The organism is Serinicoccus hydrothermalis (assembly GCF_001685415.1).
Classification (GTDB): domain Bacteria; phylum Actinomycetota; class Actinomycetes; order Actinomycetales; family Dermatophilaceae; genus Ornithinicoccus; species Ornithinicoccus hydrothermalis.
On the sequence record NZ_CP014989.1, the window covers coordinates 454337 to 478398 of the forward strand.

24 protein-coding genes are annotated in these 24062 nt (G+C 72.8%); 5 read left to right on the plus strand and 19 right to left on the minus strand.

Annotation, left to right across the window (positions count from 1 at the left end):
• Window positions 1-41: 41 nt before the first annotated feature.
• The 6 genes from cmk to xerD form a co-directional block, all read right to left on the minus strand.
• Window positions 42-791, minus strand: coding sequence for a (d)CMP kinase (gene cmk, locus SGUI_RS02125; protein ID WP_066635640.1), 750 nt, complete (start codon window positions 789-791; stop codon window positions 42-44).
• Between the two features lie 140 nt (window positions 792-931).
• Window positions 932-1873: a pseudouridine synthase gene (locus SGUI_RS02130; protein WP_237141427.1), complete on the minus strand. Its 942-nt coding sequence runs from the start codon at window positions 1871-1873 to the stop codon at window positions 932-934.
• Complete coding sequence (gene scpB, locus SGUI_RS02135) at window positions 1870-2505, minus strand: SMC-Scp complex subunit ScpB (RefSeq protein WP_066635642.1); 636 nt, start codon at window positions 2503-2505, stop codon at window positions 1870-1872. The genes SGUI_RS02130 and scpB overlap by 4 nt, the downstream gene beginning before the upstream one ends.
• Window positions 2489-3385 (minus strand): segregation and condensation protein A, encoded by an 897-nt coding sequence (locus tag SGUI_RS02140; RefSeq protein WP_066635645.1) that lies wholly within the window; start codon window positions 3383-3385, stop codon window positions 2489-2491. Before SGUI_RS02140 ends, scpB begins: the two co-directional genes overlap by 17 nt.
• Window positions 3386-3396: 11 nt before the next feature.
• On the minus strand, window positions 3397-4281 hold the full coding sequence (locus SGUI_RS02145) for a ParA family protein (RefSeq protein ID WP_066635648.1): 885 nt from the start codon (window positions 4279-4281) through the stop codon (window positions 3397-3399).
• 178 nt (window positions 4282-4459) lie between these two features.
• Window positions 4460-5425 (minus strand): site-specific tyrosine recombinase XerD, encoded by a 966-nt coding sequence (xerD, locus tag SGUI_RS02150; RefSeq protein ID WP_066635650.1) that lies wholly within the window; start codon window positions 5423-5425, stop codon window positions 4460-4462.
• A 239-nt stretch (window positions 5426-5664) separates the two neighbouring features.
• On the opposite strand from xerD, the gene SGUI_RS02155 reads away from it, so the two are divergent.
• Window positions 5665-6270 (plus strand): hypothetical protein, encoded by a 606-nt coding sequence (locus tag SGUI_RS02155; protein WP_066635653.1) that lies wholly within the window; start codon window positions 5665-5667, stop codon window positions 6268-6270.
• A gap of 4 nt (window positions 6271-6274) precedes the next feature.
• On the opposite strand, the gene hisIE is transcribed toward SGUI_RS02155, so the two are convergent.
• The 9 genes from hisIE to SGUI_RS02200 all read right to left on the minus strand — a co-directional run bounded on the left by hisIE (window position 6275) and on the right by SGUI_RS02200 (window position 13952).
• A complete protein-coding gene (gene hisIE, locus SGUI_RS02160; protein WP_237141428.1) occupies window positions 6275-6958 on the minus strand; it encodes a bifunctional phosphoribosyl-AMP cyclohydrolase/phosphoribosyl-ATP diphosphatase HisIE in 684 nt (227 codons plus the stop codon).
• Window positions 6955-7728, minus strand: coding sequence for an imidazole glycerol phosphate synthase subunit HisF (gene hisF, locus SGUI_RS02165; protein ID WP_066635657.1), 774 nt, complete (start codon window positions 7726-7728; stop codon window positions 6955-6957). The genes hisIE and hisF overlap by 4 nt, the downstream gene beginning before the upstream one ends.
• Complete coding sequence (hisA, locus tag SGUI_RS02170; RefSeq protein WP_066635659.1) at window positions 7725-8519, minus strand: 1-(5-phosphoribosyl)-5-[(5-phosphoribosylamino)methylideneamino]imidazole-4-carboxamide isomerase; 795 nt, start codon at window positions 8517-8519, stop codon at window positions 7725-7727. Before hisA ends, hisF begins: the two co-directional genes overlap by 4 nt.
• Window positions 8516-9118: an imidazole glycerol phosphate synthase subunit HisH gene (gene hisH / locus SGUI_RS02175; protein WP_066635661.1), complete on the minus strand. Its 603-nt coding sequence runs from the start codon at window positions 9116-9118 to the stop codon at window positions 8516-8518. Before hisH ends, hisA begins: the two co-directional genes overlap by 4 nt.
• Window positions 9115-10212, minus strand: coding sequence for a bifunctional histidinol-phosphatase/imidazoleglycerol-phosphate dehydratase HisB (gene hisB / locus SGUI_RS02180; protein WP_066635664.1), 1098 nt, complete (start codon window positions 10210-10212; stop codon window positions 9115-9117). Before hisB ends, hisH begins: the two co-directional genes overlap by 4 nt.
• Window positions 10209-11339, minus strand: a complete 1131-nt coding sequence (gene hisC, locus SGUI_RS02185) for a histidinol-phosphate transaminase (RefSeq protein WP_066635667.1) — start codon at window positions 11337-11339, stop codon at window positions 10209-10211. Before hisC ends, hisB begins: the two co-directional genes overlap by 4 nt.
• Window positions 11336-12643 (minus strand): histidinol dehydrogenase, encoded by a 1308-nt coding sequence (gene hisD, locus SGUI_RS02190; RefSeq protein WP_066635670.1) that lies wholly within the window; start codon window positions 12641-12643, stop codon window positions 11336-11338. Before hisD ends, hisC begins: the two co-directional genes overlap by 4 nt.
• A complete protein-coding gene (gene hisG, locus SGUI_RS02195; protein ID WP_066635673.1) occupies window positions 12640-13548 on the minus strand; it encodes an ATP phosphoribosyltransferase in 909 nt (302 codons plus the stop codon). Before hisG ends, hisD begins: the two co-directional genes overlap by 4 nt.
• Window positions 13549-13628: 80 nt before the next feature.
• Window positions 13629-13952 carry a YerC/YecD family TrpR-related protein gene (locus SGUI_RS02200; RefSeq protein WP_066635683.1) on the minus strand — a complete coding sequence of 108 codons (324 nt, stop codon included), beginning with the start codon at window positions 13950-13952 and terminating at the stop codon, window positions 13629-13631.
• Window positions 13953-14086: 134 nt separating this feature from the next.
• Between SGUI_RS02200 and SGUI_RS02205 the strand changes: the two genes are divergently transcribed.
• Window positions 14087-14785, plus strand: coding sequence for a peptidylprolyl isomerase (locus SGUI_RS02205; RefSeq protein WP_066635686.1), 699 nt, complete (start codon window positions 14087-14089; stop codon window positions 14783-14785).
• A 134-nt stretch (window positions 14786-14919) separates the two neighbouring features.
• On the opposite strand, the gene hisS is transcribed toward SGUI_RS02205, so the two are convergent.
• On the minus strand, window positions 14920-16320 hold the full coding sequence (gene hisS / locus SGUI_RS02210) for a histidine--tRNA ligase (RefSeq protein ID WP_066635689.1): 1401 nt from the start codon (window positions 16318-16320) through the stop codon (window positions 14920-14922).
• Between the two features lie 73 nt (window positions 16321-16393).
• Here hisS and SGUI_RS02215 point away from each other — a divergent pair, with 73 nt between their 5' ends.
• Window positions 16394-17083 (plus strand): GTP pyrophosphokinase, encoded by a 690-nt coding sequence (locus tag SGUI_RS02215; RefSeq protein WP_066635691.1) that lies wholly within the window; start codon window positions 16394-16396, stop codon window positions 17081-17083.
• On the opposite strand, the gene SGUI_RS02220 is transcribed toward SGUI_RS02215, so the two are convergent.
• A complete protein-coding gene (locus SGUI_RS02220; protein ID WP_066635693.1) occupies window positions 17065-17763 on the minus strand; it encodes an MBL fold metallo-hydrolase in 699 nt (232 codons plus the stop codon). The genes SGUI_RS02215 and SGUI_RS02220 overlap by 19 nt on opposite strands.
• 139 nt (window positions 17764-17902) lie before the next feature.
• On the opposite strand from SGUI_RS02220, the gene SGUI_RS02225 reads away from it, so the two are divergent.
• Window positions 17903-19633: a DUF349 domain-containing protein gene (locus tag SGUI_RS02225; RefSeq protein ID WP_237141429.1), complete on the plus strand. Its 1731-nt coding sequence runs from the start codon at window positions 17903-17905 to the stop codon at window positions 19631-19633.
• Window positions 19630-20970: a M18 family aminopeptidase gene (locus SGUI_RS02230; protein WP_066635694.1), complete on the plus strand. Its 1341-nt coding sequence runs from the start codon at window positions 19630-19632 to the stop codon at window positions 20968-20970. The genes SGUI_RS02225 and SGUI_RS02230 overlap by 4 nt, the downstream gene beginning before the upstream one ends.
• 151 nt (window positions 20971-21121) lie before the next feature.
• Here SGUI_RS02230 and SGUI_RS02235 read toward each other — a convergent pair whose 3' ends face one another.
• Both SGUI_RS02235 and SGUI_RS02240 read right to left on the minus strand, forming a co-directional pair.
• Window positions 21122-23458 carry a RelA/SpoT family protein gene (locus SGUI_RS02235; protein ID WP_066635695.1) on the minus strand — a complete coding sequence of 779 codons (2337 nt, stop codon included), beginning with the start codon at window positions 23456-23458 and terminating at the stop codon, window positions 21122-21124.
• A 66-nt stretch (window positions 23459-23524) separates the two neighbouring features.
• The gene (locus SGUI_RS02240) at window positions 23525-24061 is read right to left on the minus strand and encodes an adenine phosphoribosyltransferase (protein WP_066635697.1); all 537 of its coding nucleotides are present in this window, start codon (window positions 24059-24061) and stop codon (window positions 23525-23527) included.
• Window position 24062 lies beyond the last annotated feature (1 nt).

Here is a 24062-nt window from a genome sequence, read left to right on the forward strand (position 1 = left end):
TCTCCTCGGGTCGGCGTCAGGGGTATGTCGGGGGCGGGCGGTCAGGCAGGGCCGCCGGCGTGCCCGTCGGGCGAGGTGGCCGGCTCCTCTTCGTGCTGGGCCGGCTCGACCTCACCGCGGACCAGGGCCAGCACGGCAGCCACCACCTGGTCGAAGTCAAGCTCTGAGGTGTCCAACGTCACGACCCCGTCCGCGGCTTCCATGAAGGCGCTCACGGTGGAGTCCTGCCGGTCCCGGCGGACGATCTGGTCGCGGGTGGCCTCGACCTGGTCCGCGTCGGCGCCGCCGTGCAGCTCGGTGGAGCGCCGGGCGAGGCGCGCCTCCTCCGAGGCGGTGACGAGGATGCGGTGCTCGGCGTCCGGGGCGACGACGGTGGTGATGTCGCGACCCTCGGCGACGATGCCGCCACGCTCGTCCCGGGCCTCGGAGATGATCTCGCGCTGGCGGCGACGCAGCTCGGCGCGCACGTCGAGGTTGGTGGCCACGGTCGAGACCTGCGAGGTCACGCGGGTCTCGCGGATGGCGCTCGTGATGTCCGTGCCGCCCACGCGCAGGGTCTGGTCGTCGGGGTCGGTCGAGATCTCCAGCGGCAGGTCGCGGGCCGCCTGCGCCACGGCCTCCTGGTCGGTGAGGTCGACCTCCTGGTCCAGGCAGTGCCAGGCGACCGCGCGGTACATCGCGCCGGTGTCCAGGTAGCCCAGGCCCAGCTCGCGCGCCACGGCCTTGGACACGGAGGACTTGCCGGACCCGCTGGGTCCGTCGATGGCGATGGTGAGGGGGCTGGACGGCACCCGTCCAGCCTAACGGCCGCAACGGCATACCCCGCACCGGTCACTCCGGACACTGGGCGCCGGTTTGTCACTCAGCAGCCTGCTCGAGGGGGCTCTCGAGTGACGTACCGGCGTTCAGACGGAGGAAGTCCGTCCCCGCCCTACTCCCCCGCCGCGGCGTAGAGCTGGGCGACCTCCTCGGCGGACAGGGCGCGGTACTTCCCGGGGCGCAGCTCGGCCAGCTTGATCGGGCCCACCTGCACCCGCGAGAGCGCCTCGACCGGGTAGCCGACCTCCTCCATCATGCGGCGCACGATGTGCTTGCGGCCCTCGTGCAGCACGATCTCGATGATCGAGTGGCCGGGGATGTCGTCGACGAGCCGGAAGCTGTCGGCCTTCGCCAGACCGTCCTCCAGCTCGACCCCGTCGCGCAGCTGCTTGCCGATCCCCGGCGCGACGACGCCGTGGACCTGCGCGACATACGTCTTGGGCACGCCGTATGCCGGGTGCTGGAGCTTGTGGGCGAGGTCGCCGTCGTTGGTGAGCAGGAGGAGTCCCTCGGTGTCGACGTCGAGCCGCCCGACGTGGAACAGCCGGCGCGAGAGGTGGCCGACGTAGTCGGTGAGGCACGGCCGACCCTCCTCGTCCTCCATCGTGGAGACGACGCCGGCGGGCTTGTTGAAGGCGAGGTAGACCTTGTCGGTGTCGACGACGACGCGGTCGCCGTCGACGTGCACGGTCTGGCTGCTCGGGTCGACGCGCACGCCGAGCTCGACGACCACCTGGCCGTCGACCTCGACCCGGCCCTCCTCGATGAGCTTCTCGCAGGCGCGGCGGCTGCCGAAGCCGGCACCGGCGAGCAGCTTCTGCAGCCGCACGCCGTCCGGGCTGTGGACGTCGCGGCTCGCCGGGTCCGGCGGGGTGGTGGGCCGACGCCGACGCGGGGGGCGAGTGCCGCCCGCGCGACGCGGCCCGGCTCCTCCGCCCTGGGCGGGCACCCGGGGTCCGCCCTTGCCCCCGGACCGGCCGCCGCCGGACCGGCCGCCCTGACCGGGACGACCCTGGCCGCCACGGGATCCGGGGTTCTTCTTGCCGCTGCTCATGCGAGTCCTTCCGATGCGAGCTCCTCGAGCACCTCGGCCGAGGGGAGATAGGGGGCCAGTGCGGGCAGGTCGTCGAGCGTGTCCAGACCCATCCGCTGCAGGAAGAGGTCGGTGGTGCCGTAGAGCACCGCCCCGCCCGTGGGGTCCTGACCGGTCTCGGTGACCATGCCGCGAGCCAGCAGCGTCCGCACCACCCCGTCGACGTTCACGCCGCGGATGGCGCCGATCCGGGCCCTGCTGATCGGCTGGCGGTAGGCGATGACCGCGAGCGTCTCGAGCGCGGCCTGGGTGAGCCGGGCCTGCTGACCACCCAGGAGGAACTTCTCCACCACCGGCGCGTATTCCGGGCGGCTGTAGACGCGCCACCCGCCACCGAGGCGGCGCAGCATGAAACCGCGGTTGCCCTGGGCATACTCCTGGGCGAGGTCGTCGAGCACGGCGCCGACGTCCTCCACCGGCAGCTCCAGGGCACTGGCGAGGGACTCCTCGGTCACCGGTTCGTCGATGACCATGAGCACCGCCTCGACCGCCGACCGCGCCCCGCCGGGGAAGTCGTTGATGTCGAAGGCGACCTGCTCCTGCTCCGGCTCGTCGGCGACCTCCGCCGGTGTGCCGTCATCCTGCTGGCTCATCCGCCACCTCCTCGTCGAACTCCGCCCCGACCTGCGTGCTCACCCCGCCCGACTCCGGCCCGGTCCAGCGCACCGTGAGCTCGCCCAGGGCCTCGTCCTGCTCCAGCGCGACGACGGAGTCGCGGTAGAGGTCCAGCAGCGCCAGGAAGCGCGCGACGATGACCAGCGTGGAGTCGGCGTCGGCCACGAGGTCGCGAAAGCCGGCGCTGCCCCGCTCGCGCAGCCGGCCGACGAGGATCGAGGCCTGCTCCCGGACGGAGACCTGGGCCGCGTGCAGGTGGTCGACCCCGACCGCCGGCGGCGGCCGCGGGATCATGGCGCGCCCGGCGATCATCGCCAGCTGCTCCGGGGTGACCGTCAGCACGAGCTCGGGCAGCAGCGAGGCGAAGCGCTCCTCCACCCCGACGTCGCGCGCGAAGATCCGGCCCTTGCCCTCCATCTGCAGGCGCAGCTCGTCGGCGACCTGCTTGAACGCGCGGTACTGCAGCAGCCGGGCGAAGAGGAGGTCGCGGGCCTCGATGAGCGCGAGGTCCTCCTCGTCGTCCTCGCGGCCGCTGGGCAGCAGGCGGGCCGCCTTGAGGTCGAGCAGCGTGGCCGCGATGAGCACGAACTCGCTCGCCTGCGACAGGTCCCACTCCTCCTCGCCGTCCTGCGCGGCGCGCAGGTAGGCGACGAACTCGTCGGTGACCCGGGCCAGGGCGATCTCGGTGACGTCGAGCTTGTGCTTGGCGATGAGGCCCAGCAGCAGCTCGAAGGGGCCGGAGAAGACGTCGAGGTGCACCTCGAAGCCGCGGCGGCCGGAGACGAGCACCCCGCCCGGGGTCTGCGCCGGGGGCTGGGACTCGCCCGCCTGGTGCTCCGGGGCGGGCGCGGGCGGCATACCCACCTCGCTCAGGGGGCGCCGCCGCGCGCGATGAGCTCCCGGGCGAGCTGACGGTATGCCTCGGCGCCGGAGTGCGTGCTGGCGTAGCTCGTGATGGGCTCGGCGGCCAGGGTCGCGTCCGGGAACTTCACCGTGCGGCTGATGACGGTGTGGAAGACGGTGTCGCCGAAGTGGTCGACGACGCTGCGCACGACCTCGCGCGAGTGCAGGGTGCGGCCGTCGTACATCGTCGCGAGGATGCCGTCGATCTCCAGCCGCGGGTTGAGCCGGTCGGTGATCTTCTCGATGGTCTCGATGAGCAGCGCGACGCCGCGCATGGCGAAGAACTCGGTCTCCAGCGGGATGACGACCCCGTGGGAGGCGGTGAGCGCGTTGACCGTGAGCAGGCCCAGGGAGGGCTGGCAGTCGATGAAGATGACGTCGTAGTCGTCCATGACGGGGCGCAGGGTGCGGGCGAGCACCTGCTCGCGGGCGACCTCGCCGACGAGCTGCACCTCGGCCGCGGACAGGTCGATGTTGGCCGGGAGGATGTCGATGCCGGGGACCGAGGTGGGCTGGATGACGTCGTGCACGTCGTGGCCCCGCTCGACGAGCAGGTTGTAGATCGTGACGTCGAGGTCGTGCGTGCGCACCCCGAGGCCGACCGAGAGGGCGCCCTGCGGGTCGAAGTCGACCATGAGCACCTTGCGGCCGTACTCCGCCAGCGCGGCGCCGAGGTTGATGGTCGACGTGGTCTTGCCGACGCCGCCCTTCTGGTTGCACATCGCGATGATGCGCGCCGGGCCGTGGCTCGCGAGGGGCTCGGGCACGGGGAAGTCGGGCAGCGGCCGGCCGGTGGGGCCCTCCTGGCCCACGCCCGAGGTCTCGGTGCCGGGCAGCCGGTCGTGACTCACGTGGTGTCTCCAGATCCGTTCGGGGTGGTCGGCGTCCCGCCGATCGGTCCGACCTTAATCCACGGGTCCAGGTCCGGTCATCCGCCTGGACCTCGACCTGAGGTCGAAGTGTCCGCAGCGACCGGACACCCCTTGTGTCCGCATCTCCCCCGACCGGACACCCCGTCTGTCCGCCCGCTCAGCGGCGCGCACGGGGGTGGGACTGGGCATACACCTCGCGCAGGTGCTGCGTGGACACGTGCGTGTAGATCTGGGTGGTCGCGACCGAGGCGTGGCCGAGGAGCTCCTGGACCACCCGGACGTCGGCGCCGCCGTCGAGCAGGTGGGTGGCGAAGGAGTGGCGCAGGGTGTGCGGGGAGATCTCGGCGCGGAGGTCGGCGCGGTCGGCGGCCGCCCGGATGGCGTTCCACGCGGACTGGCGGGACAGGCGCCCGCCCCGCGCGTTGACGAAGACCGCCGGCGTGCCGCTGCCCTTCCGGGCCAGCTCGGGGCGCCCGCGCACGAGCCACGCGTCGAGCGCGTCCCGGGCATACCGACCCATGGGCACCACCCGCTCCTTGCGCCCCTTGCCGAAGAGGCGCACGACACCAGGGAGCTCTCCGTCGGCGGCCGCCTCGGGGCGCGCGAGGTCCAGGTCGTCGACGTCGAGGGCGATGGCCTCGCTGACCCGGGCGCCGCAGCCGTAGAGCACCTCGAGCAGCGCCCGGTCGCGCAGTGCCGCCGGGGTGTCCCCCACCGACGCGGCCTGGATCAGCCGCTCGACGTCGGTGGCGCTCAGCGCCTTGGGCAGCCGCCGCGGCGGCGTCGGCGGGGCGACGTCCCGGGACGGGTCGTCCTCGACCTCTCCCTCGACCGCGAGGAAGGTGTGCAGGCCGCGCACCGCGACGACCGCGCGGGCGGCCGAGGTCGGGGCGAGCGGCGGGTGGTCGGCGTCCCCTGCGCGCAGGTGAGCCAGGAACTGCGTGACGTGCTCGGGGCGCACCTCGCCCGCGGCGGTGATGCCGTGGTCACCGAGGAAGTCGAGGTAGCGACGCAGGTCGCGCCGGTAGGCCGACAACGTGTGCTCGGACCGCCCCCGCTCCACCCGCAGGTGGTCCAGCCAGTCCCCCACCGCCCGCCCCAGCGGCGTCTGGGTCGGGGGCATCGGCGGTGTCACGCCCCCGATCCTCTCAGCACCCGGACCGGCCGCACGGTTTGTGTCGACCGACCGCGCACTTTGCGTCCACCGACCGCGCACCTTGTGTCGACTGACCGCGCACTTTGTGTTCTGCAGCGCAAACCGTGCGGCCGGTCCGCGCAAACCGTGCGGCCGGTCCGCGCAAACCGTGCGGCCGGTCCGACCAAACCCTGCGGCCGGTCGGGGAGGTGGGTGAGGATGACCCCATGCACTGGTATGCCGATGCTCCCGCCCGCCGGACCCGTCAGATCGCGGCGGACCTCTTCGTCCTGGGCTGGGTGGTGCTGTGGGTGCTCATCGGGCGGTGGGTCTTCGGCCTCGTCCTCACGCTGGCGGCGCCGGCCGTCCCGCTGCGCTCGGCCGGGACGGGCATGCAGACGCGCATGAACGACGTCGCCGGCCGGGTCACGGAGATCCCGCTCGTGGGCGACAGCCTCCAGGCACCGTTCACCGGCGCCGCGGGCGTCGGCACCGACCTCGTCTCCGCCGGCGACCGGCTGGAGGGCGCGGTCCGGACGGTGGCCTGGGTCGTGACCCTGATCAGCGCGGGCACGCCGATCCTCGTGGTGGTCCTGGCCTGGGCGGTGCTGCGCCTGCTGTGGGTGCGCCGGGCCCACTCCCTCACGGGTGAGCTGTCCGACCCCGAGTCGCTGGAGCTGCTCGCGCTGCGTGCCCTGGTCCACCAGCACCCGCGCCGGCTCCAGGCGCTCTTCGAGGACCCGGTGGCCGCCTGGCGGACCCGCGACCCGGATACGATGCGTGCCCTGGCCGACCTCGAGCTCGCCGAGGTCGGCCTGCGCAGCCGCGCGTAGGCGCTCAGCCGTGCCGCTGCCGCAGCACCCGCTCGACGTCCGCCAGCCCGAGGTCGCGCGAGCGCAGCAGCACGAGCAGGTGGTAGACGAGGTCGGCCGACTCCCCGAGCAGCGCCTCGTCGTCCTGTGCCACCGCGGCCAGCGCCGTCTCGACCCCCTCCTCCCCGACCTTCTGCGCGATCCGTCGCACCCCGCCCTCGAAGAGCGAGGTGGTGTAGGACCCCTCCGGCAGCTCCGCCTGGCGGACGCGAACGACCTCGTCCAGCTCGTGCACGAAAGACCCCCGACGCGCGCCCGGGTCGAAGCAGGTCTCCTCGCCCGTGTGGCACGTGGGTCCGCTGGGGACGGCGTGGAGCAGCAGGGTGTCGCGGTCACAGTCGAGCTCGACCGCCTCGACGCGCAGCACGTTGCCGCTCGTCTCCCCCTTGGTCCACTGGGTGCCCCGGCTGCGGCTGAAGAAGGTCGCCAGCCCCGTCCGCAGGGTCGTGGCCAGCGCCTGCTCGTCGAGGAAGCCGACCATGAGCACCTGACCGGTGTGCGCGTGCTGCACGACACCGGGGATGATCCCGTCGGTCTTGGTGAAGTCGACGTCGGCGACGTCGAAGTCCGCCTCGACGCCGGACATACGGGGTGTCCGGTCGGTGTCAGGTGCCCCGGGACCGGACATACGGGGTGTCCGGTCGCTCATGAGCGCACCTCCACACCCTGCTCGGCGAGCGTCGCCTTGAGGGACGGTATGGGGATGGACCCGTCGTGGAAGACCGTCGCCGCGAGCGCGCCGTCGACGTCGGCCTCGCGGAAGACGTCGACGAAGTGCTGCGGGGTCCCGGCCCCGCCGCTGGCGACGAGGGGCACCGGGCACAGCGAGCGGACCGCGGCCAGCTGCTCGATGTCGTAGCCGTCCCGCACCCCGTCCGAGCCCATGCAGTTGAGCACGACCTCCCCGGCGCCCAGCCCGACGACCTCGCGCACCCAGTCCAGCGTGGTCGTCTGCAGCGCCCGGGTCGCCTCGGGGCTGCCGGTGAACTGCCGGATCCGCCAGTGCCCGTCCTCGTCCCGCAGGCTGTCGACGCCGACGACGACGCACTGCACACCGAAGGCGTCGGCGAGCTCGCCGACCAGCTCGGGCCGCTGCGTCGCGGGGGTGTTGACCGAGACCTTGTCGGCCCCGGCGTGCAGCACCGCACGGGCGGTCTCCACGGACCGGATGCCGCCGGCCACGCAGAAGGGGATGTCGATGGCGCGCGCCACCCGCGCCACCCAGCCGACGTCCACGCCGCGGCCCTCGGGGCTGGCGGTGATGTCGTAGAAGACGAGCTCGTCGGCGCCCTCACGGGCATACCGCTGCGCCAGCTCGACGATGTCGCCCATGTCGCGGTGGTTGCGGAAGCGGGTTCCCTTGACCACCCGCCCCTCGCGCACGTCGAGGCAGGGGATGATCCGCCGCGCCAGGGTCATGGCTGCTCCTCCAGCACCGCGTCGTCGACGGTGAACCGGCCCTCGAGCAACGCCTTGCCCAGGATGATCCCGGCGCAGCCCTGCTTCTTGGCGGCCCGCACGTCGTCGACCGAGCGGGCCCCGCCCGAGGCCTGGACCTGCAGCGCGGGGTTGGACCGGGTGAGCATCGTGTAGAGGTGGAAGTTGGGCCCGGACAGCGTGCCGTCCCGGCCGATGTCGGTGCAGAGAACGTGCCGCAGGCCCGAGCCGTGGTACTGGTGCAGCGTCGTCGTGAGGTCCTGCTCCCCCACCGAGGTCCAGCCCGCGGTCGGCAGCACCCAGCGGCCGTCCTCGCCGATCCGCGTGTCGAGCGCCACGGTGACCCGCTCGGGCCCGAAGCGGTCCAGCCACCCGACCACGGTGGCGGGCTCCTGCACCGCGAGCGAGCCGACGACGACCCGCTCGGCTCCGGCGTCCAGCAGCCGCTGCACGTCGTCGACGCTGCGGACGCCGCCGCCGGTCTGCACCCGCAGGCCGGTGGTGTCGCAGATCGTGGTGAGCGTCTCGAGCAGGGTGTATCCGCCGGCGCGGGCCGCGTCCAGGTCGACCAGGTGCAGCCAGGCGGCGCCGGAGCGGGCATAGCTCTCGGCCACGGCCACCGGGTTGTCGGTGTAGCGCGTCTCCTGGTCGTAGTCACCCTTGTGCAGGCGCACGACCGCGCCGCCGCGGACGTCGATCGCCGGGTAGACGGTGAAGGCTCCGGTGTTGGTCACGGGGATCTCTCCGGTGTCGGTGCTGAGGTCGGGCGTCATCGGTCGACCTCCATGAGGAAGTTTCGCAGAAGCCGGGCGCCGACCGACGCCGACCTCTCGGGGTGGAACTGCGCGCCCCACCGCAGCCCGGAGCGCACGACCGCGGTCCACGGCTGCCCGTGCACCGTGCTCGCCAGGGTGTGCTCGCTCGGCGCGGCGGCGTAGGAGTGCACGAAGTAGGCCCGGTCGCCCTCCTCGATCCCCGCGAGCAGCGGGTCCTCCACGAGCCCTGTCAGCGCGTTCCAGCCCATGTGCGGCACCCGCAGGTCGGGTCCGCCCGGTATGCCGACCACCTCGCCGGGGACGAGGCCGAGCGTCGCCACCCCGCCGTCCTCTGCGGAGCGCTCGAAGAGCAGCTGCATGCCCAGGCATACCCCGAGCAGCGGCGCCTGCACCTGGGCCAGCGTCTCGACCAGGCCCAGCTCGCGCAGCCGGCACATGCCGGCACCGGCCGCGCCGACCCCGGGCAGGATGACGCGGTCGGCGGCCAGGATGTCGGCCGGGTCGGCGGTGAGCCTGCTGCTCGCGCCGAGCCGCTCGAGGGCGTAGCTGACCGAGCCGATGTTGGTGCCACCGCCGTCGACGAGGGCGACCTTCACAGGACGCCCTTGGTGGTGGGCAGCTCGCTGGAGTCGCCCTGCCGGGCGATGCCCATGCGCAGCGCGCGGGCGACCGCCTTGAAGCCCACCTCGATCTTGTGGTGGGTGTTGCCGCCGGTCACCGACAGGTGCAGGGTGCAGCGCATCGCGTCGGCGAAGGAGCGCCAGAAGTGCTCGACCATCTCGGTCGAGAACTCGCCCACGGCCTCCCGGTCGAAGCTGCCCTCGTAGGCGAAGTAGGGCCGCCCCGACAGGTCGATCGCCGCGGTCGCCTGCGCCTCGTCCATGGGGAGGGTGAAGCCGTAGCGCCCGATCCCGCGCTTGTCGCCGAGCGCGGTGCGGATCGCCTCGCCCACGGCCAGCGCGACGTCCTCGACGGTGTGGTGGTCGTCGATGTGCAGGTCGCCCTCGCAGCTCACGCGCAGCCGGAAGCCGCCGTGCTTGGCGAGCTGGTCGAGCATGTGGTCGTAGAACCCGATGCCGGTGCTGATCTCGCTGCCGCCGGTCGCGTCCAGGTCCACCTCGACCGTGATCGCGGTCTCGGAGGTCGCGCGCTCGACCCGGGCGGTGCGCGGCGCGTCCGCGAGCTCGTGCGCGATCTGCGGCCAGGTGGTGCGGCTCCGGTCATCGTCGGTCCCCTCCCCGCCCAGCAGGTATGCCGGGATCCCCAGGTTGTCGGCGAACTCCCGGTCGGTGCCGCGGTCGCCGACCATGACGCTGCGGTCCCAGTCGACGCCGCGGTCCTTGAGCAGGTGGGCGACCATGCCGATGCCGGGCTTGCGGGTCCAGGGTGCCTCGGGCCCGCCGTGGTGGCGGTCGATGAAGACGTCCCGGAAGGTGATGCCCTGGCTGCCGAGCAGTTGCATGACGAGCCGGTGCGGCCCCTCGAAGTCGGGCGTGGGCAAGGACTCGGTGCCCAGGCCGTCCTGGTTGCTCACCATGACGAGGTCGAAGCCCGCCGCCTGGATCCGCAGCAGCGCGGGGATGACGCCGTCGACGAGCGCCACCTTGTCCAGCGCGTCGATCTGGTGGTCCTCCGGCTCGACGATGATCGTGCCGTCGCGGTCGACGAAGCAGATCGGGCGGGGGCTCATGCGGGGGTCTCCTCGGTCGTGGGGGCGGGTCGTGCGCTGGTCAGGGCCTCGCGCAGGGCGCTCATCTCGGGTCCGGTCCCGATGGTGATGCGCAGGGCGTCGTGCAGGCCGGGCAGGTGGCGCATGTCGCGGACCACGATCCCGGCGGCACCCAGGGTATGCAGCAGGGCGTCGGGGTCGTCGCAGCGCACCAGGAAGAAGTTGGCCTCGCTGGCATACACGGTGCGCACTCCGTCGAGGTCGCGCAGCCACCGGCCGACCTGGTCGCGCAGCCGGAGCACGTCGCCGACGTGCTGCCTCGTCGCGTGCAGGACCTCCTCGGACAGGGCCCGCAGGGCCAGCTCGGTGACCGGCGCCGGCAACGGGTAGGGCGCCTGCACCCGGCGCAGCACCGCGACGAGGTCCGGGTGGGCCAGCGCGATGCCGACGCGCGCGCCGGCGAGCGCGTGCGCCTTGGACAGGGTGCGCAGCACGACGAGGGTCGGGTGCTCCTCGAGCAGGGTGATCGCGGAGCGCTGCGCGGCGAACTCGCCGTAGGCCTCGTCGACCACGACGACGGCCTGGTCGGCCAGCTCCTCGGTCAGAGCTGCGATCTCGCGCAGCGGCACCACGGAGCCGGTGGGGTTGCCCGGCGAGGCCAGGAAGACCAGCCGGGCACCCTTGTCCCGGACGGCCCGTGCGACGGCGGCCGTGTCGACCCGCCAACGCAGCTCGTCGTCGGTCTGGGGCACGTCGATCACCGGCACGCCGTGCAACCGGGCGGAGACGGCATACATGCCGAACGTCGGGGACGTCACCACGACGCCGTCGCCGCCGGGGCGGCACAGGCTGCGCACGAGCAGCTCGATCGCCTCGTCGCTGCCGCGCCCGACGACCACCCGGTCCGGCGTGGTCGCCCAGAGGTCGGCGAAGGCCTCGACCAGGGCGGGTGGCTGTGGGTCCGGGTAGCGCCGGGACCCGCCCGCGTCGTCCGCGCTGCTCGCCACCCCGGACTCGTTGGCGTTGAGCCAGATCCGGTCCGGTAGGCCGGTGGGCGCGCTGGTGCGGGCCGAGGAGTACCCCGCGAAGTCGCGCAGGTCCGGGCGCACCAGGTGCGCCGGGAAGGTGGTGTCGCCGCGGGTGGTCACGGCTGCCCCTGGGTGCGGGCGAGACGGCGCGTGACCGCGCGCTGGTGGGCGTGCAGCGACTCGGCCTCGGAGAGCGTCACGGCGCACGGGCCGACGGCGGCCAGGCCCTGCGGCGTGGCGCGCTGCACGGTCATGGCGATCTGGAAGGCGCCGACGTTGACGCCGCCGGTGAAGCGCGCGGCACCCGCGGTGGGCAGCACGTGGTTGGTGCCGGAGCAGTAGTCGCCGAGCGTCTCCGGGGTGTGGTCGCCGAGGAAGACCGACCCGGCCCGGTCGATGCGCGGCACCCAGGCCGACGCGTCGCGCAGGGCGAGGATGAGGTGCTCGGGGGCGTAGTCGTTGGACACCTCGACAGCTGTGGCCAGGTCGGGGGTGACGACGAGGCGCGAGGACGCGAGCGCCTTGCGGGCGATGTCGGCGCGCGGCAGGCTCTCCACCTGCTCCTCCACCTGGGTCGCGACCGCCTCGGCCAGCGGCCGGGAGTCGGTGAGCAGGACGACCTGGCTGTCCGGGCCGTGCTCGGCCTGGGAGAGCAGGTCGGCGGCGACGAACTCGGGGTCGGCGCCGGAGTCGGCGATGACGAGCACCTCGGAGGGGCCGGCCGGCATGTCGATGCCGGGGCCGCCCTCGGCGGTGCTCACCTGGCGCTTGGCCTCGGTGACCCAGGCGTTGCCCGGTCCGAAGATCTTGTCGCAGGCCGGCACGGTCTCGGTGCCGTAGGCCAGCGCGGCGACCGCCTGGGCGCCCCCGACGAGCACGACCTGGTCGATGCCGCACTCGGCCGCGGCCGCCAGCACGGCGGGGTCGACCGTGCCGTCCGGGCGCGGCGGGGTGGCGAGCACGACCTCCGGGCAGCCGGCGAGCTGCGCCGGGATCCCGAGCATGAGCGCGGTGGAGGGCAGCGGTGCCGACCCGGCGGGGACGTAGAGACCGACCCGGCGGATCGGGCGGACCACCCGCTGGCAGACGACCCCGGGGGCGGTCTCGACGGCATACCCCTGCTGCATGCCGGCGGCGTGGAAGGTGCGGATGCGACCCGCGGCCTCGGTGATCGCCTGCCGCAGGTCCGGGTCCAGCCCGGCCACGGCGGCGTCGCGGTCCTCGGTGCTGACCCGCAGCGAGGTCAGCTCAGCGCCGTCGAGGCGGGCGGTGAGCTCGAGGAGGGCGGCGTCCCCGCCCTCGCGCACCTGGCGCAGGATGCGGGCGACCCCCTCGGTGACCTCGGGACCGGCGGCCGCGGTGCCCCGGCGCAGGGCGTCGGTCCGCGCGGTCTCGTCGAGGTCCTCCCAGGTCAGGACGTTCATGCGAGCATCCCCTCGACCGGGAGCACCATGAGGTTGTGCGCCCCGGCGCGCTTGAGGTCCTCTAGCCTCGCCCACGACACCGAGCCGTGGACGAGCATCTGCAGCGCGACCTCGTCGCGGCCGTCGACCGCCATGACGGTCGGCTCGTGGCCGCCGGGCAGCAGCGGCAGGAGGTCGTCGAGCAGCGGGCGCTCGACCCGGAGCATGAGCAACCGGGACTCCTTGAGCTGGACCGCGCCGTCGAGACGGCGCAGCAGCAGGTCGGCGATCTCCTGGCGCCCGTCGTCCAGCGGGTGCCCCGGCCCGGCGATGACTGCCTCGCTGTGCAGGATCGTCGTCACCGGCTTGAGCTGGTTGGCGCGCAGCGTGCCGCCGGTCGACACCAGGTCGCAGACGACATCGGCCTGGCCCAGCCGTGGAGCGATCTCCACCGAGCCGTTGAGGAGCACCGGCTCGGCGTCGACCCCGTGCTCCTCGAGCCAGCGGCCCAGGGTGTGGGGGTAGGAGGTGGCGATCCGCATCCCGGCCAGCTGCTCGGGGCCGGTCCACTCCTGGTCCTCGTCGATGGCGACGTCCAGCCGGCACGTGCCCCAGCCGAGCTGGCGCCACTCGGTGAGATCCGCCCCGCGGCCCTGGGCCCGCCGGGCCAGGTCGTGCTCGACGAGGACGTTGCGGCCCACGATCCCCATGTCGCAGACCCCGTCGGCGATGAGGCCGGGGATGTCGTCGTCGCGGACGAGCAGCAGGTCGACCGGCAGGCTCTCGCCGTAGCAGAAGAGCTTGTCGCGGCTCTCGCGCCAGGTGAGGCCGCAGGAGGCCAGCAGCTCGCGCGCGGGCTCGCCCAGGCGGCCGGACTTCTGGATCGCCACGCGCAGGCGGTCGCGCGGCTGGGCAGGCGGGGTCATCGGGGCCTTTCGTGGCAGGTGGGTGGCTCGGCCGGTCGGGCCGGGGGGAGCTCGGTGGTGGGTGCGCGCCGTCGGGCGGCTCAGGCCGTCGGCAGGCCCGCGGGATGCTCGTCGCGATGCTCCAGGGCGGCACGATAGCCGCCGGCGCCGGCGTCCAGGCAGCGGGCGATGCGCCCGACCGTCGTCACGCTCACGCCGGTCTCGTCGTGGATCTGGCGGTACGACATACCCTCCGCGAGCAGCGGGACCACGGACCAGCGGTCGGCCAACGCCTCGATCTCGGCCGGGGTGCACAGGTCGTCGAGGAAGGCGTCGACGGAAGCGGGGTCCGCGAGCGCGGCCAGCACCCGGGCCAGACCGTCCCGGGCCTGCGCGCCGCGGGCGGCGTCCTCACGCTGCTTCATCCCTCGTCCTTCGTGCCGTGTGATCCGGCGTGCTGTCGTAACGCGCTAGTACGCTAACACGCAGCCCCCTGCCCTCCCCAAATCCCCCGGACGTCCGACCGAGCGGACGCCGTGCCGGATGCGAGGATGCCGGTATGCGACGCGCCCTCCTCCCTGCCGCCACCGCCCTGCTCGTGCTCACCGCCTGCGGGGGCGAGGCCACCTATACCGGCGCCTCCGAGGAGAGTGGCGGTTCCGGCGAGGGCGGCGGTTCCGCGCTGTCCTGCGAGGAGCCGCCCGAGGCCCCCGGCGACGTCACGACCTACGCGCAGTCCGACCTCCCCGAGCCGGTCCCGGCCGACCCCGCGACGCTCACGGCCACCCTGGAGACGAACTGCGGCGACATCGGGCTGGAGCTCTATGCCGCGGACGCGCCGCAGACGGTGGCGTCCTTCGAGTTCCTGGCGCAGGAGGGCTACTGGGAGGACAGCGCCTGCCACCGGCTCACGACCAGCGGCATCTCCGTCCTCCAGTGCGGCGACCCGACCGGCACCGGCAGCGGTAACCCCGGATACGGCTACGGCATCGAGAACGCCCCGGAGGACGGGCTCTACCCGCCCGGCACGCTCGCGATGGCGCGCACCCAGGACCCGGAGAGCAACGGCGGGCAGTTCTTCATCGTCTACGACGACACCCAGCTGCCGGTCGAGGGCGGCGGCTACAGCATCTTCGGGCGCGTCACCTCCGGCCTGGAGATCGTCGAGGCGGTCGCGGAGGCCGGCACCGCGAGCGGCGGCGGTGACGGTGCCCCGGCCCAGCCGATCAGCCTGCTGTCGGTGAACGTCGACGGCTGACGTCGCCGGCGAGTCAGCCCACCCCTTCGGTGAGGATCCCTGCGCCTGCACCGATCCTCCCCGCTCGGAGCCATCCACCCGGTGAGGATCCCTGCGCCTGCACCGATCCTCCCCGCCCGGCGCACGCCGGCGGGTCAGACGAGCGGCTGGGCCAGCTCGACGCGCAGCGCGCTGACGACCTCGTCGCGGGGCACGCTGAACTGGTCCTGGCGGCGCAGGTCCTTGAGCGTGACCGTCCCGTCGGCCACCTCCTGCTGACCCAGGATCGCGACGAAGCGGATGCCGGCGCGGTCGGCATACCGCAGCTGCTTGCCGAGCTTGCCACCGTCGAGCACCGCCTCGGTGTTGATCCCGCCGTGCCGCAGCTGCGAGGCCAGCGCGAGCTGGTCGTCCAGCAGCTCGGCGTCCACCTGCGGCACCAGCACCTGGACCGTCGACTCCGCCGCCGACGCCTCGATGAGGCCGGCCTCACGCAGCTGCCAGAACAGCCGGGAGAGCCCGATGGAGATCCCGACCCCGGGCAGGCGCGACTTGGTGTACTGCCCCGCCAGGTCGTCGTAGCGACCCCCGGAGCAGATCGAGCCGAGCTCGGGGTGCTCGTCGAGGGTCGTCTCGTAGACGGTGCCGGTGTAGTAGTCGAGCCCCCGGGCGATGGAGAAGTTGAGGCAGTAGTTGTCCTCCGGCACCCCGAGCGCGCGCACCAGCCCGAGCACCTCACGCAGCTCGGCCACGCCCCGGGCCAGCTCCTCGCTCCCGGCCGACCCGGCCGACACCTCATCCAATCGCGCCAGGGCGTCGTCGTGCCCGGTCGAGCGGGTCTGCACGAAGGCGAGGATCTGCTCGACCACGTCGACGCCCAGCCCGAAGCCCTCACCCGTCAAGGTGGTCCGCAGGTAGTCGGCACCGCGCTTGTCCAGCTTGTCGACCTCGCGCAGCACCGCGGCCTGGGCCTGCGGGTCGCCGATCCCGAGGTCCTCGTAGAACCCGCGCAGCAGCCTGCGGTTGTTGATCTGGATGGTGAAGTCGCCGATGGCGAGGTCGGCGAAGATCGCGTTGATGATCGCCGGAGCCTCAGCGTCGTGCCGGACCGACAGCTCGTCCTTGCCGATGACGTCGACGTCGCACTGGTAGAACTCCCGGAACCGCCCCCGCTGCGGCCGCTCGCCGCGGTAGACCCGCTGCATCTGGTAGCGCCGGAACGGGAAGGTGAGCTGGTGCTCGTGCTCGGCGACGTAGCGCGCCAGCGGCACGGTGAGGTCGAAGCGCAGCGCCAGCTCGGGCAGCGTCTCCTCGGCGCCGTCCTGCGAGCGCGCCTTCTCCAGCGCCCCGGTCGACTGGGCGAAGTAGACCTGGCGCTCGGTCTCCCCGCCGGTCTTGGTCAGCAGGACGTCGGAGCGCTCGAAGACGGGGGTCTCGATCGGGAGGAAGCCGAAGCGCTCGTAGCCGGAGCGAATCGAGTCCAGCATCCGCTGGAAGGCGATCTGCTCGGGCGGCAGCAGCTCGAGGACACCGGACGGCGTGCGCGGGGAGATCACCCGCGAGAGTCTATCGAGCGGTATGCCGTCGCCCTCCCAGGCCGTCCACACGCGCACGGGGCATAGTGGTGCCATGAGCACCGGAGCTGCGTTGCCCCCGTCCTTCGAGCTGTCCTCGCGGGAGGGGATCACCCCGGCGCAGCTGCGCGAGGTGGGTGAGCAGCTGCAGCGCTTCCTGCTCGAGTACGAGTTCGGGCTGCGCGAGGTCGAGACCAAGATCGAGATCCTGCGCGACGAGTTCTCCCACATGCACGACTACAACCCGATCGAGCACGTCTCCAGCCGGGTCAAGTCGCCCGACAGCCTGCGCGAGAAGGTCGTGCGCCGCGGGCTGGCGATGGACCTGGACACGATCCGGCGCGAGATCACCGACATCGCCGGCATCCGCGTCTCCTGCAGCTTCGTCACCGACGCCTACCGCATCTTCGACCTGCTGACCCAGCAGGACGACATCACGATCCGGCGCGTCTCGGACTACATCGCCCACCCCAAGCCCAACGGCTACAAGAGCCTCCACGCGATCATCGAGATCCCGGTCTTCCTGTCGACCGGGCGGGTCGAGGTCCCGGTGGAGGTCCAGCTACGCACCATCGCCATGGACTTCTGGGCCAGCACCGAGCACAAGATCCACTACAAGTACGACGGCAACGTCCCGGGCACGCTGCTCGACGAGCTCAAGACGGCGGCGGACAGCGCCGCCGAGCTGGACGCGCGGATGCACCGGCTGCACCGCGAGCTCCACGGTCAGAGCGAGGTCAGGTAGGGGTTGGTCGCCCGCTCGCGCGCGATCGTCGTCGCCGGGCCGTGGCCGGGCAGCACCAACGAGGAGTCGGCCAGGGGCAGGACGACGTCGCGCAGGCTGCGCTGCATCGCCGCCGGGTCCCCGCCCGGCAGGTCGGTCCGCCCGATCGAGCCGGCGAAGAGCACGTCCCCGGAGAGCACGGTGCGGTCCAGCTCCTCCCCCGGTATGCCCTCCGGCAGCCCCTGCGTCGTGAACAGCACCGATCCCTCGGTGTGGCCCGGCGCATGGGCGACGCCGATGCGCAGGCCCGCCAGCTCCAGCTCCTGCGCGTCGGTGATCTCCACGACGTCCTCGGGCTCGGCCCAGGTCGCACGGCGGCCGAACTGCTGCTCCATCGCCAGGATGAGCTCGGGGCTCATCGAGGACAGCGGGTCCACCAGGCGGTAGCGGTCGTCGGTGTGGATGAACGGGCTGACTGCGGTGGTGCCCCGGCAGACAGGGGTGACGGCATACACGTGGTCGAGGTGGCCGTGGGTGAGCAGGACCGCCGCCGGCCGCAGCCGGTGCTCGGCCAGCAGGTCCTGCACGCGGTTCTCCACGCCGATGCCGGGGTCCACGATGAGGCACTCCTCGCCCTCGGCCGGGGCGACGATGTAGCAGTTGGTGGCGAAGGCGTCGGCGACGACGCTGCGGACGAACATGCCACCGACCCTACGCACCTGCGGGGCGGGCACCTCGCCGGGGCCGGTGCAGGTCGGCCGGGTAGGGTCGGAGCGTCCACGCCATGTCGAGACGGCCCCGATGGCCGTGCTCGCGGTCCCCGCCAGAGAGGCCACCACCGTGTCCGAGCAGACGCCCACCCCGACCGAGCCGGAGGAGTCGGCCGCCGAGCCCCAGGTGGCCGCCACCCAGGACGTCGAGCCGCAGCCGGCGCCGGAGGCGCCCGCCGGGACGCAGGAGGAGCCGGACCCGCAGCCGACCGCCGAGCCCGAGCCCGAGCCCGAGGCGGAGTCGACCCCCGAGGCCGCGCCGGAGCCGCAGCCGGAAGCGGTCGCGCAGGCTGACTCGGAGGCCGCGCCGGAGCCGCAGCCGGAAGCGGTCGCGCAGGCTGACTCGGAGGCCGCGCCGGAGCCGCAGCCGGAAGCGGTCGCGCAGGCTGACTCGGAGGCCGCGCCGGAGCCGGAGGCGACCCCCCAGCCGGAGGCCGCGCCCCGCCCCAAGCCCTCGGCGCCCTCCCCCGCGATGTTCGCCGCGCGCAAGGCCGCGCCGCGGCCCGCGGCCGGCGGTGGTGCCCCCACCCCGGAGCCGCACCCGGACCCGAGCGAGTCGATGAAGCACGGGCGCGTCGGGGAGGACGGCACCGTCTTCGTCGTCGCCGCGGACGGCTCCGAGCGCGAGGTCGGCTCCTACCCCGGGGCCACGCCGGATGAGGCGCTGGCCTACTTCGCGCGGAAGTACGACGAGATGCTGGCCTCCGCCGACCTGCTCAAGGCACGGCTGGCGGGCACCGAGGTCTCCGCGCACGACGCCCGGCAGTCGCTGGCCCATCTCAAGGAGCAGATCGGGGAGGCGCACGTGGTGGGTGACCTCGCCGCGCTCTCCGCGGTCGTGAAGCACCTCGAGGAGGACGTCAAGGTCCGCTCCCGCACCGAGCAGGAGGAGCGCCTCAAGGCCAAGGCGGAGGCCGCGCAGGAGCGGGAGAAGCTGGTCCTCGAGGCCGAGAAGCTCGCCGGCACCGAGCCGGCCAAGGTGCAGTGGAAGCAGAGCAGCGCCCGGGTCCGCGCGCTGCTCGACGAGTGGAAGGCGCACCAGCGCTCCGGGCCCCGCCTGGACAAGGAGCTGGAGAACGCCCTGTGGCAGCGCTTCAGCCACGCGCGGTCCGACTTCGACAAGATGCGCAAGAACTGGTTCGCCCAGCTCGACGAGGAGCACGCCAGCGCCAAGGGCACCAAGGAGCGCCTGGTCCGCGAGGCGGAGACACTCTCCACGAGCAAGGACTGGGGCGCGACAGCCGGGGCCTTCAAGCGCCTCATGCAGGACTGGAAGCGGGCCGGCCGCGCCTCGCGCGCCGACGACGACGCCCTGTGGGCGCGCTTCAAGGCGGCCCAGGACTCCTTCTTCGACGCCAAGGACGAGGTGGTCGCCGCCGAGGAGGCGGAGTTCACCGAGAACCTCAAGGTCAAGGAGGGGCTGCTGCAGGAGGCCGAGGCGCTCGCCGTCGACGAGGGACGTCTGGACCAGACCAAGGCCGAGCTGCGCAAGATCCAGGACCGCTGGGACGCCGCCGGCAAGGTGCCACGGGCGGACATCAAGCGGGTCGAGAACCGGCTGCGGGCCGTCGAGCAGAAGGTCCGGGACATCGAGGACTCGCAGTGGAAGCGGACCGATCCCGAGCTCAACGCCCGGGCGCAGTCCATGGTCGACCAGCTCGAGCGCGCCGTGCAGGGCCTCGAGGCCGACCTCGCGGCCGCCCAGGCCGCCGGCGAGGAGAAGAAGGCCCAGGACCTCGAGGCCGAGCTGTCGACGAAGAAGCTGTGGCTGAGCTCGGCGCGCGGAGGTCTCGGCCGGTGAGCAGCCTCACCCGCCTCGCGACCCAGGTGAGCGAGGTCGCCGACGGCCTGTGCGCCTACCTCGACGCCTCTCCTTCCCCCTTCCACGCGGTGCACGCCGCGCAGGAGCTGCTCACCGACGCCGGCTTCACCGAGGTCGACGAGACCGAGCCGACCCCGTCCGCACCGGGCAGCTATGTCGTCCGGCGCGGGGGCTCGCTCATCGCCTGGTCCACCGCCCACCTGCCCGCCGACCGGCCGGCGCACACGGCATACCGCGTGGTGGGGGCGCACACCGACTCCCCCAACCTGCGGATCAAGCCGCAGCCGGACTGGGCCCGTGCCGGGTGGCAGATGCTCGGGGTCGAGGTCTACGGCGGCGCGCTGACCAACTCCTGGCTGGACCGCGACCTCGGCCTGTCCGGTCGCGTCGCGGTGCGGGACACGACCGCGCCGCACGGGATCGCCCAGCTGCTGTGGCGCTGCGACGACCCGCTGCTGCGCGTGTCGCAGCTGGCCATCCACCTCGACCGCACCGTGCGCACCGAGGGGCTCAAGCTCAACGACCAGGAGCACCTGGCCCCGCACTGGAGCACGGGCGCCGAGCGCACCTCCTTCCGCGACTGGCTCGCGCAGCAGGTCGACGTCGCGCCGGAGGACCTGCTCGGCTTCGACGCCATGACCCACGACCTCACCCCGGCGCGCCGCATCGGCGGCGAGGGCGAGCTCGTCGCCTCCGCACGGCTGGACAACCTCGCCACCTCGTATGCCGCGGTGCGGGCGCTGCTGCAGGCGGTCGCCGACCCCGGTGAGGGCGGCGCCGCCGACTCGGTCCCGGTCATCGTGCTCTTCGACCACGAGGAGGTCGGCAGCACCTCCGAGCGCGGTGCCCAGTCCACCTTTCTGCCCTCGTGGCTGGAGCGGATCGTGCTCGCCGCCGGAGGCGGCCGCGAGGAATACTGGCGGGCGCTGGCCGGGTCGGTCATCGCCTCGGGCGACATGGCGCACGCCACGCACCCCAACTACGCGGAGCGGCACGAGCCCGGCCACCCGATCCTCATGAACGGCGGGCCGGTGCTCAAGGTCAACACCAACCTGCGCTACGCCACCGACTCCCTGGGCGCGGCCGCCTTCACGCTGGCCTGCGAGCAGGCGGGCGTGCCGATGCAGACCTTCGTCACCCGCTCGGACCTGCCGTGCGGCTCGACCGTCGGCCCGATGACCTCGGCGCTCACCGGCGCCACCACGGTCGACTTCGGCGCCCCCGTGCTCTCGATGCACTCGACGCGCGAGATCTGCGGGACGCTGGACCAGGCCGGGTATGCCGCCGCCCTCGCCGCCTTCCTCTCCCCCGCCTGAGCCCTCCCCCGAATTCGACTACTGGAAACGTCGCCATGGCGACGTTTCCAGTAGTCGAATTCCGGCAGGTGGCGGAGGTATGCCGGGCAGCCGGGGCTCAGGAGGTACGCCGGACGACCGGGGCTCAGGAGGCCTGCGGGGCCGCTGGGGCTCAGGAGGCGTCGGTGGCGGCTGCGGTCTCGCGGCGGTGCGGGTCGGTGCTCGTCGTGCCGGTGACGCGGTAGGCGTCCAGCACGGCGGGGATCCGGCGGACGGCGCGGAGCACCGACTCCAGGTGTGAGGGGTCGGCCATCTCGAAGGTGAACTTGCTCAGCGCCACCCGGTCCCGGCTGGTCTGCACCGAGGCCGACAGGATGTTGACGTGCTGCTCGGAGAGCACCCGGGTGATGTCGGAGAGCAGCGCCGCCCGGTCCAGCGCCTCGACCTGCATGTTGACCAGGAAGAGGCTGCGCTCGGTCGGCGCCCAGGCCACCCGGATGATGCGCTCGGGCGACTTGGACTGCAGCTCCAGGGCGTTGGTGCAGTCGGTGCGGTGCACCGACACCCCCTTGCCGTGGGTGACGAAGCCCAGGATGGGGTCGCCCGGTACCGGCGTGCAGCAGCGGGCGATCTTGACCCAGATGTCGTCGGCGCCGACGACGGTGACCCCGGGGTCGGCCTGGGCTACGCGGCCACGGCGCGGCCGCACCGCCTCGGCCAGGTCCTCCTCGGTGCCGTCCTCCCCGCCGAGCGTCGCCAGCAGCTGCTTGACGACGTGCTGCGCCGACACGTGCCCCTCGCCGACGGCGGCGAAGAGCCCGTCGATGTCCTTGTAGTTGAGGCCCTGCGCCACGGCCGTCAGCGTGTCGTGCCGCATGAGCCGCTGCAGCGGGGCGTTCTGCTTGCGCAGCACCTTGGCGATCTCGTCCTTGCCGGAGTCGACCATCTCCTCGCGGCGCTCGCGGGTGAACCACTGCCGGATCTTGTTGCGCGCGCGGGGGCTCTTGACGAAGGTCAGCCAGTCGCGGCTGGGCCCGGCGTCCTGGGCCTTGCTCGTGATGATCTCGCAGACGTCGCCGTTGGCCAGCTCGGAGTCCAGCGGGGCGAGCTTGCCGTTGACCCGACCACCCACGCAGCGGTGCCCGACCTCGGTGTGGACGGCGTAGGCGAAGTCGACCGGGGTCGCACCGGCGGGCAGCGCCATGACGTCGCCGTCCGGGGTGAAGACGTAGACCTCGGCGGCGCCCATCTCGAAGCGCAGCGAGTCGAGGAACTCGCCGGGGTCTGAGGTCTCCTGCTGCCAGTCGATGAGCTGCCGGAGCCACTGCATACCCTCCAGCGCTCCGGGCGCCCCGTCGGGACCGGCGACGGCCTTGGTGCCGTCCGGGCTCTGCTCCTTGTACTTCCAGTGCGCGGCGACGCCGTACTCCGCCCGGCGGTGCATCTGGTAGGTGCGAATCTGGATCTCCACCGGCTTGCCGCTCGGCCCGATCACGGTCGTGTGCAGCGACTGGTACATGTTGAACTTCGGCATCGCGATGTAGTCCTTGAACCGCCCCGGCACCGGGTTCCACCGATTGTGCAGGGCGCCGAGCACCGCGTAGCAGTCCTGGATCGACTCGACGAGCACGCGCACGCCGACCAGGTCGTAGATCTTGTCGAAGTCGTGCCCCCGCACGATCATCTTCTGGTAGACCGAGTAGTAGTGCTTGGGCCGCCCGGTCACCGTGGCCCGGATCTTGGCCCCGCGCAGCTCGTCACCGATCTCGCCGCGGATGCGGGAGAGCATCTCCTCGCGCGCCGGCGCCCGGTCGGCGACCATGCGCACGATCTCGTCGTAGACCTTGGGGTAGAGCTGGGCGAAGGAGAGGTCCTCCAGCTCCCACTTGATGGTGTTCATCCCCAGCCGGTGCGCGAGCGGGGCGTAGATCTCCAGCGTCTCCCCCGCCTTGCGGGCGGCGCTCTCGGCCGAGACGTAGCGCCAGGTGCGGGCGTTGTGCAGCCGGTCGGCGAGCTTGATGACCAGCACCCGGATGTCGCGCGCCATCGCCACGACCATCTTGCGCACGGTCTCGGCCTGGGCGGCGTCGCCGTAGGTCACCTTGTCCAGCTTGGTGACGCCGTCGACCATCATCGCGATCTCGTCGCCGAAGTCCTTGCGCAGCTGCGCCAGGGAGTATGGCGTGTCCTCCACCGTGTCGTGCAGCAGCGCCGCCGCGATGGTCGAGGGGGTCATGCCGAGCTCGGCGAGGATCGTCGCCACCGCGAGCGGGTGGGTGATGTAGGCGTCGCCGCTCTTGCGCAGCTGGCCCTTGTGCATCTCGTCCGCGACGGCGTAGGCGCGCTCGACGAGCGCCAGGTCGGCCTTGGGGTGGGTGGCGCGCACGGAGCGGAGCAGCGGCTCCAGCGCCGGGTTGGTCGAGGCGCGGGTGCCACCGAGCCGCGCCCAGCGCGGCCGCAGGCCACCACCCACCCGCGTCGGGGGCGTCGTGGCGGCCGGCTCGCTCATGCACAGATCATAGGTGCTGGGCGGCGCCCTCCTGCACGCCGGTGACACGCCGGCAGGGGTGCCGGATCAGGCGGCGGTGAGGCAGTGCAGGTCGTAGCCGCGCAGCTTGTCCCGGCCCGCCAGCGCCTCGATCTCGAGGACCAGCTCGATCGCGGCGACGCTCGCCCCGCAGCGCTCGATGAGCTCGCAGGTCGCGGCCAGGGTCCCCCCGGTGGCGAGCACGTCGTCGACGACGAGCACCCGCTCGTGGTGGGACACGGCGTCCTGGTGGATCTCGAGGGTGGCCGTGCCGTACTCCAGCGTGTAGGACTGGCTGTGCACGGCGGCCGGCAGCTTGCCGCCCTTGCGCACCGGCACGAAGCCGACCCCGAGCTCGTGCGCGATCATCGCCCCGAGGATGAAGCCGCGGGCCTCGATCCCGGCCACGACGTCGACCTGGCCGCGGCGGCGCTCCACGGTGTCGGCGACGATCCGGTCGCGCAGCTGCACGTCGAGCAGGACGGGCGTGAAGTCCTTGAAGACCACGCCCTCCTCCGGGAAGTCCGGGATGTCGCGCATCCCGGCGAGCACGTCGGCCGCGAGCTGGCCGTCAGGGCTGGTCATG